This window comes from Paraburkholderia solitsugae, from assembly GCF_013177695.1.
Classification (GTDB): Bacteria; Pseudomonadota; Gammaproteobacteria; order Burkholderiales; family Burkholderiaceae; genus Paraburkholderia; species Paraburkholderia solitsugae.
This window is the reverse complement of sequence record NZ_WOEY01000166.1, coordinates 44,121-59,778: the sequence shown is the minus strand read 5'-3', so window position 1 is coordinate 59,778 and position 15,658 is coordinate 44,121. Positions and strand designations below refer to the sequence as shown.

The 15,658-nt window shown below is 60.3% G+C and carries 14 protein-coding genes; 12 read left to right on the top strand and 2 right to left on the bottom strand.

Going from position 1 to position 15,658, the window contains the following annotated elements; all coding sequences use genetic code 11:
* The first annotated feature begins 63 nt into the window (after positions 1 to 63).
* Entirely contained in the window at positions 64 to 231 is a 168-nt protein-coding gene (locus tag GNZ12_RS40975; protein WP_172318245.1) for a DUF2934 domain-containing protein, read from the top strand.
* A 171-nt stretch (positions 232 to 402) separates the two neighbouring features.
* Here the strand turns inward: GNZ12_RS40975 and GNZ12_RS40970 are convergent, their stop codons facing one another.
* Positions 403 to 1,518, bottom strand: a complete 1,116-nt coding sequence (locus GNZ12_RS40970) for a porin (RefSeq protein WP_172318243.1) — start codon at positions 1,516 to 1,518, stop codon at positions 403 to 405.
* A gap of 206 nt (positions 1,519 to 1,724) precedes the next feature.
* Positions 1,725 to 3,191: a carboxylesterase/lipase family protein gene (locus GNZ12_RS40965; RefSeq protein ID WP_172318241.1), complete on the bottom strand. Its 1,467-nt coding sequence runs from the start codon at positions 3,189 to 3,191 to the stop codon at positions 1,725 to 1,727.
* 3 nt (positions 3,192 to 3,194) lie between these two features.
* Here GNZ12_RS40965 and GNZ12_RS40960 point away from each other — a divergent pair, with 3 nt between their 5' ends.
* From GNZ12_RS40960 to GNZ12_RS40910, 11 genes are all read left to right on the top strand, one after another.
* Positions 3,195 to 4,355, top strand: coding sequence for a LysR substrate-binding domain-containing protein (locus GNZ12_RS40960; RefSeq protein WP_216673563.1), 1,161 nt, complete (start codon positions 3,195 to 3,197; stop codon positions 4,353 to 4,355).
* Positions 4,356 to 4,635: 280 nt separating this feature from the next.
* The gene (locus tag GNZ12_RS40955; RefSeq protein ID WP_172318237.1) at positions 4,636 to 7,008 is read left to right on the top strand and encodes a bifunctional salicylyl-CoA 5-hydroxylase/oxidoreductase; all 2,373 of its coding nucleotides are present in this window, start codon (positions 4,636 to 4,638) and stop codon (positions 7,006 to 7,008) included.
* A complete protein-coding gene (locus GNZ12_RS40950; RefSeq protein WP_172318235.1) occupies positions 7,005 to 7,778 on the top strand; it encodes an SDR family NAD(P)-dependent oxidoreductase in 774 nt (257 codons plus the stop codon). Before GNZ12_RS40955 ends, GNZ12_RS40950 begins: the two co-directional genes overlap by 4 nt.
* Positions 7,775 to 8,332 carry a MarR family winged helix-turn-helix transcriptional regulator gene (locus GNZ12_RS40945; RefSeq protein WP_172318233.1) on the top strand — a complete coding sequence of 186 codons (558 nt, stop codon included), beginning with the start codon at positions 7,775 to 7,777 and terminating at the stop codon, positions 8,330 to 8,332. Before GNZ12_RS40950 ends, GNZ12_RS40945 begins: the two co-directional genes overlap by 4 nt.
* A 131-nt stretch (positions 8,333 to 8,463) precedes the next feature.
* Entirely contained in the window at positions 8,464 to 9,315 is an 852-nt protein-coding gene (locus GNZ12_RS40940; RefSeq protein WP_172318231.1) for an enoyl-CoA hydratase family protein, read from the top strand.
* Between the two features lie 19 nt (positions 9,316 to 9,334).
* Positions 9,335 to 10,525, top strand: coding sequence for an acyl-CoA dehydrogenase family protein (locus tag GNZ12_RS40935; protein ID WP_407947770.1), 1,191 nt, complete (start codon positions 9,335 to 9,337; stop codon positions 10,523 to 10,525).
* The gene (locus GNZ12_RS40930) at positions 10,522 to 10,965 is read left to right on the top strand and encodes an acyl-CoA thioesterase (protein ID WP_172318227.1); all 444 of its coding nucleotides are present in this window, start codon (positions 10,522 to 10,524) and stop codon (positions 10,963 to 10,965) included. The genes GNZ12_RS40935 and GNZ12_RS40930 overlap by 4 nt, the downstream gene beginning before the upstream one ends.
* A complete protein-coding gene (locus tag GNZ12_RS40925; protein WP_120306661.1) occupies positions 10,962 to 11,357 on the top strand; it encodes a RidA family protein in 396 nt (131 codons plus the stop codon). Before GNZ12_RS40930 ends, GNZ12_RS40925 begins: the two co-directional genes overlap by 4 nt.
* Positions 11,358 to 11,433: 76 nt before the next feature.
* Positions 11,434 to 13,074, top strand: a complete 1,641-nt coding sequence (locus GNZ12_RS40920; RefSeq protein ID WP_172318225.1) for an AMP-binding protein — start codon at positions 11,434 to 11,436, stop codon at positions 13,072 to 13,074.
* 76 nt (positions 13,075 to 13,150) lie between these two features.
* Positions 13,151 to 13,828: a glutathione S-transferase gene (locus GNZ12_RS40915; protein WP_172318223.1), complete on the top strand. Its 678-nt coding sequence runs from the start codon at positions 13,151 to 13,153 to the stop codon at positions 13,826 to 13,828.
* Between the two features lie 181 nt (positions 13,829 to 14,009).
* Positions 14,010 to 15,506, top strand: coding sequence for a DHA2 family efflux MFS transporter permease subunit (locus GNZ12_RS40910; RefSeq protein ID WP_172318221.1), 1,497 nt, complete (start codon positions 14,010 to 14,012; stop codon positions 15,504 to 15,506).
* Positions 15,507 to 15,658: the final 152 nt, after the last annotated feature.

Here is a 15,658-nt window from a genome sequence, read left to right as displayed (position 1 = left end):
GACTCGATTGACCATAGCGACAATGCTCTGGCCAATTGAAGGTATTTTTTTGGGAGATTGAAAATGGATGTGCCTGTTACCGAGGAGCAAATTCGTACGCTTGCGTTCTATCTTTGGGAGAAAGAAGGTAGTCCCGACGGGCGTTCCCAGGAATACTGGGAAAAGGCATGGCAGCAGCTAGGTTCAGATCGCTCGCTGGCTGAATTGGATTCAGATACTAGCTCGGTGTGACTGGACCGGCTCGTTGGCCAGCGTTCGCACCCGTCACAAAAAAAGCTGCACGGTGCCGGCCAAGGCTGATGCACCCGCCGAGCAAACAACGCGGGCCCAGTCCCTATCCGACTCACTAGAAGGCCTTACAGGGGACATTACGTCCCCATGGTAAAAGCCTCCGCGCGACGGCTAGAACAGATGCATGATGCTGATACCCACCATCGTCTGGGCATCGGAACTCGATGGGCTCGTTAAAGTCGAGTTGATGCGGGCGAGCGCGCCCTTGCCCGATGCCTCCTGCCAAACATAGGTTCCATACACCGAGGTGCGCTTCGAGAAGCGGTAAGTTAGCGTGGCATCCGCCTGGTTTGCGTGCACGCTATCGAGCACGTGATTGCCACTCATATAGGTATAGGTCGTGGCGAGATTCCAGAACGGCGTAAAGTCGTAACTCACGGTTGCGTCGACGGCATCGATCTGCGCTCCGGTTCCTGTATTGCGAGAGATCGTCCCCAGCACCGAAAATTGAACCGGCGCCACCAGATACTTCCCGCCTACGCCGATGTTCCGAATACCATCATTACCATTGTCGATCGTGGGCGACTTTGCCATCGTATACGCAGCACCCACACCACCTGATCCGAACTCATAGTTGACGGTGAAACTCGATGAGCTGGAGTTTCCGAAATGACCGGCAACGCCACCAAAGCCGTACATCGCTCCGAAGGTCATCCCGCTGAAATTCGCGCTCCTGAACTTGACCGCGTTGTTGAGGGCCTCGCCGTTGAGCCGGTCAAAGTCGTAAGATCCGCCAATTACGTACGGCACGCCGAAGCTCGGAAACGGCCCCTGGTGCGCGCCCCACAGGCCCTGGCTGTAGCCGCCTGCATATCCATGCACCGTCATGTCGAACATAAAATCGCGCTGCTGACCAAAGGTCAAAGTGCCATATTTATCCGACAGGCCAACATAGGATTCTCGGGAGAAAAGGCTACCGGGCGCACCAAGGACCGTTCCTGTACTCATCGAAAACAGTGAACCCAAATAGAAGAGCGCCTGCAGACCGTCACCCAGGTCTTCTTTGCCCTGTATTGCAAACGAGTTTGGACGCAATACACCATTGGTTTCAGACACGCTTGAGTGGCCTCCGACGTTGCTCGTGTAGCCGATCCCAGCGCCCAGAAAACCCGAAATATAAACACTGCTTTGCGCGAATGCTCCAGACGAACATCCCAGCAGAAGAACACCCACACCGCCCAGCAACTTCACGTTTTTTCCGATTCCCACGCCGATCTCCTTGCCCATCTAGTCGTTTATGTTCAGTGCTCTTGCTCTCGAACTCCATCCGAGGCTGACTCGATAATCCTTTGAGTTCGGGGAAAACAATACGGAAAAAATCGATCAGCCTCTTGAGTAAAACTGCGCCTCTCCAAGTTGCTCATTTATTTGCATAGCAATACTTAACGATTAACTTGACGCGCTTTCGTTGAACCAACAAGCCTCGTACGTTCTCAATACGCTCCGCTCTCCGTATCGCTCGCAACGGTCTCAATCACATTCGCGAAGCGCATGGTCCACCGCTCCTGCAAGTGGTCATAGGCCGGCCAATACGGCAAGTGCGCGCCATTTGGATCGCCCGACTCGACAAAGTTCAGCACGTACTCCTGGATGCATGCCGATAGCGAGCGAGCAGCCGCCAGGTCGATCCCGTCCAGCATCGGTGCGTCAACCCAGTCTTCGAAGTTGCCGAATACGAAGGGCAACTCGAAGCAATGACCCGCTCCCACTTCCGCCTGAGGGGACTGGAAGTCGAACTGATACGTGAAGACGTCGTTGCCCGCCGATTCCATCTCAGTAGCGAACCTGACTGCCGGAAGCCTGAATAGTTTGTCCGAACCTAGATCGACGAGCGTTGTGTAAGGTCGACCATTGAGCCGACGCTTGAGTGCCCGCATGTAAAGCGGCCTGCCTTGCTCGCCGAATTCTTCGCTATATTTCTTCTGGGCTTGCTCTTCCGTCGCGCCAATCATTGCGGGGTTACTCGCGAGGAAGCTGCCCATTTCCTCCCGGGTCCAGCCGATCATCAGCGGTTTGCCGGCAAAATTCTCGCAAGCTTCTGCGCCCGGGTTCGCCGGAACCTCGCCATCGCAAACGGTCTGGAACAGCACGGGTACCTCGGCAAACGCGCTTTGCGCGCGCAACATCGCGGTCTGCAATTCCAGTATGCGTTCCACAGGCATCGTCCGCAACGCGTCGCCGGACGGGTCTATCCCCGCCATCGCACAAGATTGCTCGGCCATTGTCTGAGCGGCTTCAGGCGTCATGGGTGGCAGACCCGGATAGCTAATCATGATGCCGCCTTTGACCAGCGCACTCGTTGACTTCATCGCAGCGAGCAACTGCGTGAACCAGGCACCCGCGGATTGTCCGGCCAGCACGATCGATTCCGGATCGCCACCAAAACTTCCGATATTCGATTTGACCCACTGCAATGCCATCTCGAGATCGCGAACGGCGAGGTTACCCGGAGAAATCCCCTTCATGAAGAGATTGCCGAGCAGACCAAGCCGATAGTTCATGGTTACCACGACGGCGCGCCCGCTTCTCGCGAGTTGGTCGCCGAAGTAGCACTGCAGCGAGCCGCCTCCCGTCAGGAAGCCACCCCCGTGAATCCAGAAGATGACAGGCAGTTTGGCGGAAAGCGCCGGCGTGAAGACGTTGAGACGAAAGGCATCCTCCGACATTTCCGCGCCTTTGCTCGTTGGGCCCATCACAAAGTCGAGGCGGCTTGGCAGCTGCGGAAAGACAGGTCCTGGCCGTGTACAGTCGCGTTCGCCCTGCCATGTGGAGGGCGGAAGCGGAGGGGAAAACCGACCCGCGTCGGCGGCATAGGGAATATCGAAGAATGTGTGGACTCCGTCGTCCAGTACGCCCTTGAGAACACCTTGTGCGCAATGTGTGATGCTTGTCTTCGTCATTGATTGATCTCGCTCGCCTCCATGTGGCTGCACGGGCGCGTTGGGAACGGTTTCGCGCTCATCCTGCCGCCAAAATCCTTCATCTCACGCCCTACTTCTCCTGATATCCTTGGCGTTTCCAGCCGGAGTATGCTGTTGTGTGTTCGGAGTGATGTTCATGCAGCTGCGGCGGAAACAAAACGGAAAATTTCGCAACCGCCCTTGAAGAAAATTCATGAGCCACCGACTATGAGCTCCTTGCAACAGCGTCTGAAGCTTCGCCATATTTCGGTGGTACTCGAAATAGCGCGATGCGGGAATCTGCAGAAGGCGGCAGAGGCGCTCACGGTGAGTCACTCGGCAATATCGAAGGCACTCGCGGAAGTTGAAGCAATCGCGGGCGCACAGCTGTTCGAGCGCACATCATCAGGAATGCGCCCCACGATTCTTGGGGAAGCCCTTGTGCGCCATGGCTATCTGATCGCCAGCGACGTCCAACGGGCGGAAGCGGAACTCGACGCGCTGCGCGTTGGTGACATGGGAACATTGTCGATTGGCGTATTCTTCCCGCTTAACTGGTGGGAAGTTCTCGCCGATTGCGTCGCGGAATTCCGGACGAGATCGCCCAGGATACGCCTGAACGTCCGCGAGGACGCGATGGAAACCCTTCTTGAGCGCCTGGATCAGGATCTTGTTGACATCGTCATCGGGCGCCTCGCAAGTGGCTTTGGCGGCGATCAGTACTTGCAAGAGCCTCTTCGCGATGACCATCCACTATTTGTCGCCCGACAGGGACATCCACTCACGCAGAAACCGGTCGCGCTCGAAGACCTATTGGGCTTCCCATGGGTCTTACCTGAACAACCCAATATCATCAGACAGCAACTGGAGTTCGCCGTGCGCGACATGGGCCTGCGCTTTGGAGCGGATGTCATGTCCTCGCAGGTTTCGCCTTTGACATTCCGGCTCGCAAGCAAGAGCGACACGCTCGTGCTCGCATCGCAATGCATTGCGGAAGAGTTGCACGCCCTGTATCGACTGCAACCCGTGCTCTGTGAATTGCCGCTTCATCTCGGCCCGCTCGTCGCTGTCACGCGTAGCGACAAGCCGCTTAGCAGGGCTGCGTCTACGTTCTTACAGCTGTTGAAAAGCACGATGAACGTGCGCCATTTCGCACAAGGATGACTTGCCGGTGATCGGCCATCACGTCGCCTAAGATGCCGTCACAGTCGAATCTCTACAAGCTGGGACTTCATCGCAAACCAACTGGCGTTTCCTACCGCCCTCAACAACGCGGCAGAAACGCGTGACGGACTTCCCACTGCAGATCACCGGCCTCCGACCGACGATATTTCTTCTGATCAGGGCAACACGCCTGCCCGCCAACTCCGCCCATCATTTACTTGACATCTAAACTATCGACGCCTAAATTACCCTCCAGAGCAAAGTCCACTGGAGAGTCAACATGCGCATCGTCTGTATCGGCGGCGGCCCGGCCGGGTTGTACTTCGGCCTGTTAATGAAGGGACGGAACCCGGCGTATGACGTCACGGTGGTCGAACGCAACCGTCCTTACGATACTTTCGGCTGGGGCGTCGTATTCTCAGACCAGACGCTCGGTAACCTGCGCGCCGCCGACGCCCCCAGCGCGGACGCGATCCTCGACGCCTTCAATCACTGGGACGACATCGAGATCAATTTCCGCGGCAGGCAGATTCGCTCGTCGGGCCACGGCTTCTGCGGCATCGGCCGCAAACGTCTGTTGAATATCCTGCAGGCGCGCTGCGAAGAGCTCGGCGTCAAGCTGGTCTTCGAAACCCAGGTCACAGACGACACCGCCTACGAAGCCGACCTGATCGTCGCCTGCGACGGCGCCAACAGCGCAATCCGTCAGAAGCACGCCGCCACCTATAAGCCCGCCATCGACATGCGCGATTGCCGCTTCGTCTGGCTCGGCACCAAGAAGCTCTTCGACGCCTTCACGTTCGCCTTCGAAGAAACGGAGTTCGGCTGGTTCCAGGCGCACGCCTATCGCTTCGACGATCAGACCTCCACGTTCATTGTGGAAACGCCGGAGCGCGTGTGGCGCGCCGCCGGTCTCGACGAAATGAGCAAGGAAGACAGCATCGCGTTCTGCGAGAAGCTGTTTGCCAAGTATCTGGACGGCAATGCGTTGCTATCGAACGCTGCGCATTTGCGTGGTTCGTCGCAGTGGATTCGTTTCCCGCGCGTCGTCAATGAGGATTGGGTGCATTGGCGCGACAACGCCAATGGCACGCAAACGCCGATCGTGCTGATGGGCGACGCGGCGCACACCGCGCACTTCTCGATCGGGTCGGGCACCAAGCTCGCGCTCGAAGATTCGATCGAACTCGCCAACAGCATCGACGCGCATCCCGGTGATTTGCCCGCTGCGTTGAAGCACTACACGGATGTCCGTAGCATCGACGTATTGCGTATCCAGAACGCCGCGCGCAATTCGACGGAGTGGTTCGAGCATGTCGACCGCTATACGTCGTTCGAACCGGAACAGTTCGCGTACTCGCTGCTTACGCGCTCGCAGCGCATTTCGCACGAGAATTTGCGTGAGCGTGATGCAAGCTATCTTTCGACGTTCGAAGACTGGCTCGCACACCGCTCAGGCGTTGAACGCGCGCCTGAAAAGCACTCCGTTCCGCCGATGTTCACCCCCTTCACGTTGCGTGGCGTCACGCTGAAAAACCGCGTAGTCGTTTCGCCGATGGCGCAGTACTCCGCCGTCGACGGCATTGCCGGTGACTATCACCTGATGCATCTCGGTGCCCGCGCAATGGGCGGCGCCGCGCTAGTCATGACAGAAATGACCTGCGTGTCACCCGAAGCGCGCATCACGCCCGCTTGTCCCGGCATGTACGCGCCGGAACATCTCACAGCGTGGAAGCGCATCGTCGACCTCGTGCATAGTCAGTCGGACGCGAAGATCGGTATCCAGCTGGGGCACTCCGGCGCCAAAGGTTCAACGCGCGTTTCGTGGGAAGGCATCGATCAGCCGCTTGACGAAGGCAATTGGCCGGTCGTGTCGGCTTCGCCGCAACAATATTTAAACGGCGTCAGTCAGATCTCGCATGAGGCCACCCGAGACGAACTTCAAGAAATCGAAGCGCAGTTCGTACGCGCCACGCAAATGTCCGCGGAGGCGGGCTTCGATTGGCTCGAACTGCACTGCGCACACGGCTACTTTCTGTCGAGCTTCCTGTCCCCGTTGACCAATCATCGCACCGACGAATACGGCGGCTCGCTCGAAAACCGTCTGCGCTATCCATTGCAGGTCTTCAAGGCGATCCGCGCAGTCTGGCCGCAAGACAAGCCGATTTCCGTGCGTATTTCCGCTAACGACTGGGTCGAAGGCGGCACCACGCCCGACGACGCCGTGCAAATCGCCCTCGCCTTCAAAGTTGCAGGCGCCGACATGATCGACGTCTCGTCGGGCCAGGTCAGCAAGCAGGAAAAGCCCGTGTTTGGCCGCATGTTCCAGACGCCATTCGCCGATCGTGTGCGCAACGAAGCTGGCATCGCAACGATCGCGGTTGGCGCAATCTCGGAGGCGGATCACGTGAACAGCATCATCGCGGCGGGCCGCGCGGATCTCTGCGCGATTGCGCGGCCGCATCTGGCGAATCCGTCGTGGACGTTGAATGAAGCCGCAAAAATCGGCTATTTCGATGTGATGTGGCCGAAGCCTTACACGGCAGCAAAGGCGCAACTGGAACGCAATCTCGAACGTGAGCGCGCCCAGGCCGCTGCAAATGCCGGACTGTCGCCGCAACAACGCGCACAACGCGCTGAAGGAACCACGTGAACACGCCCATCAGAACGCTCGCAGGACAGGACGCTGTCGTCACAGGCGGCGGCAGCGGTATCGGCGCGGCAGTGGCCGAAACGCTGTTGCGCGCCGGCGCGCGCGTCACCTTGATGGGACGCAACGCCCAGCGTCTTGATGCGCAGCGGGAGAATTTCAGCGGACTCGGCGATGTCGCATGCATCAGCGTCGACGTCACCAGCGAGGACTCGGTCGAGAAAGCATTCGCCCAAGCCGGCGCAACCGACATCCTCATCAACAATGCTGGCCAGGCGCAAGCCGCGCCGTTCACCCACACCGACATGGCGCTCTGGCAGCGCATGCTCGACGTGAATCTCACGGGCGTATTCCTCGGCATGCGCGCCGTATTACCCGGCATGCTCGAACGCGGTCACGGCCGCATCGTCAATGTCGCGAGCACGGCCGGGCAAATCGGCTACGCGTATGTCGCCGCTTACTGCGCCGCGAAACACGGTGTAATCGGCCTGACGCGTTCACTCGCGCTGGAAGTCGCGACGAAAGGCATCACCGTCAATGCCGTGTGTCCCGGCTACACGGAGACCGAGTTGCTTCACGCATCGCTCGAACAGATCACCAGCAAAACCTCGCGCACCGAACAGCAGGCGCGCGAAACCTTGCTTCGCTCGAATCCGCAACATCGCTTCGTGAGCCCGGAGCAGGTCGCCAACGCAGTGCTTTGGCTTTGCCAACCCGGCTCGGACGCGATCACGGGGCAATCCATTTCCATCTCCGGTGGAGAAGTAATGTGACCAAGTCATTGAACATCAAAAAGCCCTCGCCGGCTGAAGCAAAGCCGCCGCGCAAAGGCGTCGCCAAACCCGCGGAGAACGTCGTGGATCTGGAAATGAGCACTGGTGCCGATAGTCACATGGGCCTGCGTTTGTGGCTGCGTATGCTGACCACGACCAATCTCGTGCAGGCCGAACTGCGCAAGCGCCTGCGCAACGAATTCGACACCACGCTGCCACGATTCGATTTGATGGCGCAACTCGAACGTCATCCGGAAGGCCTGAAGATGACCGAACTGTCGCGCCGTTTGATGGTGACGGGCGGCAACGTGACCGGCATCACGGATCAGCTCGAAAAAGAAGGCCTGGTTTCGCGCGACACCGACCCGAACGATCGCCGTTCGATCAGCGTGTGCCTCACGCCCACGGGCCGCAAGGCGTTCGACAAGATGGCCGTCGCGCATGAGCAATGGGTTGTCGAACTGTTCGGTGGCTTGAGCCTCGACGAGAAATCGCGCACCCATCAACGCCTCGGCAAACTCAAGAAACATCTGCTCGACAGTCTGAAAGACTGATCCGCACGAACTGAGCAACCATTTTGCATGGGACCAGAGTAAGCGCTTTGCATGGGACCAGAGTGAGACGCTAAAGCGTCAACTCTGGTCGACAGCTAAAGCGCTAACTCCGGTCGACACAGGAGACACTCATGACACGATCCAACGCCGACGCGCTGCTGGCCGGCAACCGCCTGACGCTCGCAAGTTACGAGGCGCAGCACTTCGGCTGGTCGGTCGCCGACAAAGTCGCGACAATCACGCTGAACCGCCCCGAACGCAAAAACCCGCTGACGTTCGAATCGTATGCGGAATTGCGCGATCTGTTCCGGCAGCTCGCCTACGCAACCGACGTCAAGGCGGTCGTCATTCACGGCGCAGGCGAGAACTTCTGCTCCGGCGGCGACGTGCACGACATCATCGCACCGCTGATCGATCTTCCGATGCCGGAACTGCTGCTGTTCACGCGCATGACCGGCGACCTGGTCAAAGCGATGCGCCATTGCCCGCAACCCATCATTGCCGCGGTCGACGGCGTATGCGCCGGCGCCGGCGCAATTCTGGCGATGTCGTCCGATATGCGCCTGGGCACCGCGCGCAGCAAGCTCGCGTTCCTGTTCTCGCGCGTCGGCCTCGCGGGTTGCGATATGGGGGCATGCGCGATCCTGCCGCGCATCATCGGTCAGGGACGCGCCGCCGAATTGCTGTTCACCGGCCGCTCGGCGAGTGGCGACGAAGGCCATGCATGGGGTTTCTATAACCGCCTGTGCGAACCGGCAGCACTCCTCGAGGACGCGCAAAAGCTCGCCGCCGATCTCGTCGCCGGTCCGACTTTCGCGCACGGCATCACGAAGAAAATGCTGCATCAGGAATGGAGCATGAGCATCGACGAAGCGATCGAATCGGAAGCGCAAGCACAAGCCATCTGCATGAGTACACGCGATTTCGAACGTGCGTATAGCGCGTTTGCCGCGAAGTCGCGCCCGGTGTTCGAGGGAGATTGAATTGAGCACGAACAGCGATATGGATCTGCACAGCGCGTTGGCCTGGCCGTTCTTCGAACCACGCCATCGCGAACTGGCTAAGGGTATCGAAGCATGGTGCCGCGCGAATCTTTCGCATGGTGAGCACGATGACGTCGATGCGACCTGCCGTCGCCTGGTCGGTGAACTCGGTTCGGCAGGCTGGCTGAAATACGGTGTCGGCGGCGTTGCCTATGGCGGCAATGGCGACACCATCGACACACGTGCCGTCTGCCTGCTGCGCGAAACCCTCGCCAAGTATTCCGGTCTCGCGGATTTCGCGCTGGCGATGCAAGGACTCGGCTCAGGCGCGATCTCGCTCGGCGGCACACATGAGCAAAAGACGCGCTACTTGCCGCGCGTGGCGAACGGCACGGCCATCGCCGCCTTCGCTTTGTCGGAACCGGAAGCAGGATCGGACGTCGCCGCGATGTCCCTCTCAGCGCGCGAAGACGGCGACTTCTACATCCTCGACGGCGACAAGACGTGGATTTCGAACGGCGGCATCGCCGATTTCTACGTGGTGTTCGCCAGAACCGGCGAAGCGCCGGGCGCACGCGGCATTACCGCCTTCATCGTCGATGCCGACACGCCGGGTCTGGAAATCGCCGAACGCATCGACGTGATCGCACCGCATCCGCTAGCGCGTTTGCACTTTGCCGGCGCACGCGTACCGCGCAGTCAGATGCTCGGCGCACCCGGCGAAGGTTTCAAACTCGCGATGCGTACGCTGGATATTTTCCGCACGTCGGTCGCGGCTGCGTCGTTGGGTTTCGCGCGTCATGCCATGGCTGAAGGCCTCTCGCGCGCGTCGTCGCGGAAGATGTTCGGACAGACGCTCGGCGATTTTCAACTGACGCAAGCCAAACTCGCACAAATGGCATTGACGATCGACAGCAGCGCGTTGCTGGTCTATCGCGCCGCCTGGCTGCGCGATCAGGGCGAAAACGTCACACGTGAAGCCGCGATGGCCAAGTGGCACGCAAGCGAAGGCGCGCAACAGGTGATCGACGCAGCCGTGCAACTCTATGGCGGCATGGGCGTGCAAAGCGGCACAGCCGTCGAGATGCTGTACCGCGAGATTCGGGCGTTGCGGATTTATGAAGGCGCGACTGAAGTGCAGCAGTTAATCATCGGCCGCGACCTCTTGAAAGCCCACGCTGCGGAAGTCAGCAAGGACGCAGCGAAATGAACACAACCTTTGAAAGACCGGTCCGCATCCGCTTCCAGCACTGCGATCCCGCCGGCATCGTGTTCTTTCCGCAGTATCTGGTGATGACCAACGCGTTGGTCGAAGACTGGTTCAACGACGGCCTGCAGATCGACTATGCGCAGATGATCGCACAACGCCGTATCGGCTTGCCGATCGTCAAACTCGATTGCGAGTTCTCGCGGCCGAGCCAGATGGGCGAAACGATCACGCTGGCACTCAGCGTCGTGGCGATTGGACGACGCTCGATCAGCATCGACATCCTCGGCTATTGCGGCGACGAAACCCGCTTTCGCGCGAAACAGGTGCTCGTGACGACATCGCTCGAACGCGGCACATCCATCGACATTCCCGCCGACATCGCGAGCGCGCTCGCGACGTTCAGCCCACAGTCCGAATTCATCGAGGCGCATCGCTCATGAAAAAAGCTCTCCTTCCCGCTGGTTGGCTCAAGCCGCGTGGTTACGCGAACGGCGTCGCGGCAACCGGCACGCAAGTGTTTATCGCCGGCCAGATCGGCTGGGACGAACAGGCGCGCTTCCAGACCACCGACTTCGCACAACAAGCCATTCAGGCGCTCAAGAACGTGCTGGCTGTGCTGCATGAAGCGGGCGGCACACCCGAGCATCTGGTCCGCATGACGTGGTACGTCACAGACAAGCGCGAGTACCTCGCCGCGCTGAAAGACATCGGCCGTGCGTTTCGCGAACTGATCGGCGACTACGACATCGCGATGAGCGCGGTACAGGTCGTCGCCTTGATTGAGGACGAAGCCAAGGTCGAAATCGAAGCCACGGCAGTGATCCCCCAGTAAGCGCACGAAATACGAAATACCTAGCCACCAGGCCAACCGAAGCGCATTCAGCCGGCTCAACGACCGGGAGACAATGATGGAACCGTCAGCACACGTCGATACCTTCGCGCGGGACAATCTTCCGCCGCAGGATCAATGGCCTGTCTTTCTGCTCGACAACCCGGACGTTGCTTACCCGGCGCGCTTCAATTGCGCGACGGAATTGCTCGACACGAACATCGAAGCAGGCCATCGCGACCGTCCGGCGATCTGGTCGGACGTAGATGGGAAACCGCAGGCGACCACTTACGGCGAACTGCTTGCCTTGGTCAACCGCAGCGCGCACGTGCTGGTCGATGAAATGGGTTTGCAGCCAGGCAACCGCGTCCTGCTGCGCGGACCGAACACGTTGCACATGGCGGTCACGGCGCTCGCCGCGCTGAAGGCCGGCCTCGTCGTTGTGCCCACCATGCCGCTACTGCGTGCGAAAGAACTCAAGCAGATTATCGAGAAGGCGCAAGTCAGCGCCGCGCTATGCGACGCACGACTCACCGACGAACTCGCACGCTGCAACAATCCTCAGGATGAGTTCTATTGCGCGGGCCTGAAACAAACGCGCCTGTTTCATGACGACTCCGCCGATTCGCTCGACACCCTCACGATCAACAAATCGGACCACTTCGAGGCCTGCGACACCGCCGCTGACGACGTCTGCCTGATCGCCTTCACCAGCGGCACGACGGGTGCACCGAAGGGCTGCATGCACTTTCATCGCGACGTGTTAGCGATGTGCGATCTGTTTCCGCGTCATGTTCTGAAACCCTCATCGGACGATGTGTTTTGCGGCACGCCGCCGCTCGCCTTCACATTCGGGCTCGGCGGTTTGCTGTGCTTTCCACTGCGCGTGGGCGCGTCGACGGTGCTGATCGAGCGGCTCACGCCCGAGACCTTGCTGCAAGCCGTCGAACGCTTTCACGCGACGATCATGTTCACCGCGCCGACGTTCTATCGGCAAATGGCGCCCCTCGTGGCGCACCACGACATTTCAAGCTTGAAGAAAACAGTCTCGGCGGGAGAGGCGTTGCCGGATTCGACGCGCCGTCTCTGGCACGACACCACCGGCATCGACATGATCGACGGGATCGGCGGCACGGAACTGATCCATATTTTCATCTCGGCTCAAGGCAACGCGATTCGCCCGCATGCCATCGGCCGCGCGGTGCCCGGCTACGTCGTGCAAGCTGTGGACGATGCCATGCAACCGGTCCCGCCCGGCACGATCGGCAAACTCGCGGTACGCGGCCCGACCGGCTGCCGCTATCTGGCCGACGACCGCCAAACGAAATTCGTCCGCGACGGCTGGAACCTTCCCGGCGACTCGGTCTATCTCGACGAAGACGGCTACGTGTTTTATCAGGCTCGCGCCGACGACATGATCGTCTCCGCCGGCTACAACATCTCCGGTCCGGAAGTGGAAAGCGTGCTGATGCAACACGACGCGGTGGCCGAATGCGGCGTGATCGGGGTGCCAGATGAGACGCGCGGGCAGATCGTGAAGGCCTTCGTGGTACTGAACCCAGGTTATGCGCCGGATGACAAACTGGTCGCGCAACTGCAAGATTTCGTGAAAAATAGCGTGGCGCCGTATAAATACCCCCGCGTCATCTCTTTCATCAACGCGCTGCCGCGCACCGAAACCGGCAAGCTCAAACGCTTTGAATTGCGTACGATGACGTAGCCCCTGTTTCCTAGAGCCCCGCCTCGGCACAACATCCCTATGATGTGACACTCCACAGGCCAACGTCCCTCGACCCATGCTGATCGTCCATCATCTGAACAACTCCCGCTCGCAACGTGTGTTGTGGCTGCTCGGAGAACTCGGCGTTCCGTACGAGATCAAGCGCTACGAGCGCGACCCGAAGACGATGCTGGCGCCGCCCGAGTTGCGCGCGGTCCATCCGCTCGGCAAATCGCCCGTCATCACCGACGACGGCCAGACCCTCGCCGAATCCGGCGCGATCATCGAGTATCTGGTCGACAAGTACGGTCAGGGCCGCTTTGCACCCGCAGCGGGCACACCCGAGCGGCTGCGTTACACCTACTGGATGCACTATGCGGAAGGCTCAGCAATGCCACCGCTGCTGCTCAAACTGGTCGCCCTGCGCATCGCCAGTGCGCCAATGCCGTTTTTCGCCAAGCCGATCGCCCGCAAGATCGCGTCGACGCTGCAATCGAGCTTCATCGATCCGCAGTTGAAGCTGCACCTCGGCTACATCAATCAGGAATTGGGCGCGACCGGCTGGTTCGTCGGCAACGATTTCACGGCGGCCGATGTTCAGATGAGCTTTCCGCTCGAAGCCGCCACCGCACGCGGCGGCATGGAAGGGCAGATTCCCGCCGTGGTCGATTTCCTGAAACGCATTCATGCGCGGCCGGCTTATCAGCGCGCGTTGGAGCGCGGCGGCAAGTATGAACTGCTGGGCGGCGATTGACCGCCAACGCCGCCCAGGAATTCGTAGTTGTGGGTCGAAAGTCGCGAGTGCTAGACTAAAAAATTCCCATTGCCATCAACGGGTTGCCGACCGGGTTTCCGACTTCGTGCCGAGCGGCGGCACGTCCGGCATTCGCTTGCATCCGCTTGCGCCCGCCTGACCACGGCAAAGGAGCCCCTGCATGACCCATTCCATCCACGGCAACAAACGCTGGCTGGCGCTGATCGTTCTGTGCCTCGGCGTGCTCATGATCGTGCTCGATACGACGATCGTGAACGTTGCCTTGCCGTCGATCGCCGCAGACCTCGGCTTTACCGAGACGTCGCTGGTGTGGGTGGTCAATGCGTACATGCTCACCTTCGGCGGCTGCCTGCTGCTGGGCGGCCGGCTCGGCGATCTCTACGGCCACCGCAAGCTGTTCCTCGGCGGCATCACCCTGTTCACGCTGGCGTCGCTCGCATGCGGCATGGCGAACTCACAAGCTCTGCTGGTGTGCGCACGTGCCGTGCAGGGTTTGGGCGGCGCTGTCGTCTCCGCTGTTTCTCTGTCGCTGATCATGAATCTGTTCACCGAGACCGGCGAACGGGCGAAAGCGATGGGCGTATATGGTTTCGTCTGCGCGGGTGGCGGCAGCATCGGTGTATTGCTGGGCGGCCTGCTGACCAACCTGCTGAGCTGGCACTGGATCTTTCTCGTCAACTTGCCCATCGGCATCGCGGTCTACGCGCTGTGCGTCGCGCTCCTGCCGTCGGCACGCGGTCATGCTCATGGCGAACGGCTCGACGTGGCCGGCGCGGTGACGGTGACTGCTTCGCTGATGCTTGCCGTGTACGCGGTCGTGAACGGCAATGAAGCAGGCTGGACCTCGGCGCAAACGCTGGGCCTGCTGGTCGCCGCGCTCGCGCTGCTGGCCGTGTTTCTCGTTATCGAAGCGCGCGTCCAGCATCCGTTGATGCCGCTCGGTCTGTTCCGCTTGCGCAATGTCGCGACCGCCAACGTGGTCGGCGTACTGTGGGCGGCGGCGATGTTCGCGTGGTTCTTCATCTCCGCCTTGTATCTGCAACGCGTGCTCGGCTACCGGCCGTTGCAGGTCGGGCTCGCGTTCCTGCCTGCCAATCTGATCATGGCGTTCTTTTCCTTGGGCCTGTCGGCACGCGTGGTGATGCGCTTCGGCCTGCGTATTCCGCTTGCCGCCGGGCTACTGGTCGCGGCGTGTGGGCTTGCGCTGTTTGCACGCGCGCCGGTCAATGGCAGCTTCGTGCTCGACGTGCTGCCGGGCATGATCCTGCTCGGCTTCGGCGCAGGCATCGCGTTCAATCCCATGCTGCTGGCCGCCATGAGCGACGTCGATCCGAGCGATTCGGGCCTGGCCTCCGGTATCGTCAATACGTCGTTCATGATGGGGGGCGCACTCGGTCTCGCCGTGCTCGCGAGCCTCGCTGCCGCGCGCAGCGAAGCGATGCAGGCCTCTGAGAGCGCCACGGCGGCGCTCAACAGCGGTTATCACGTGGCGTTTCTGTTCGGTGCGATCTTTGCAGCGGCGGCGGGTGTGCTGGGTGGCTTGCTGTTGCGTCCGGGGCAGCCTGGCGGCGCTCACGCGGACGCGCACGGTCTCGACACATCGGCATCGGAACATCCTCGTTCCACCGGCAACAAGGCAGCGACGGAAAACTATTGACCTGCGCGGGGCGTCTACGAAGCAAGCATACGAAGGAGCTACATCATGACCACCAGCACCGACGTTTCCACGCTGATTCGCAATTACTTCGAAGTGACGGTGTATTTCGGTTGGCCGGTTGAAGACATTTCGCCTACCTGAGCGTGCTGCCA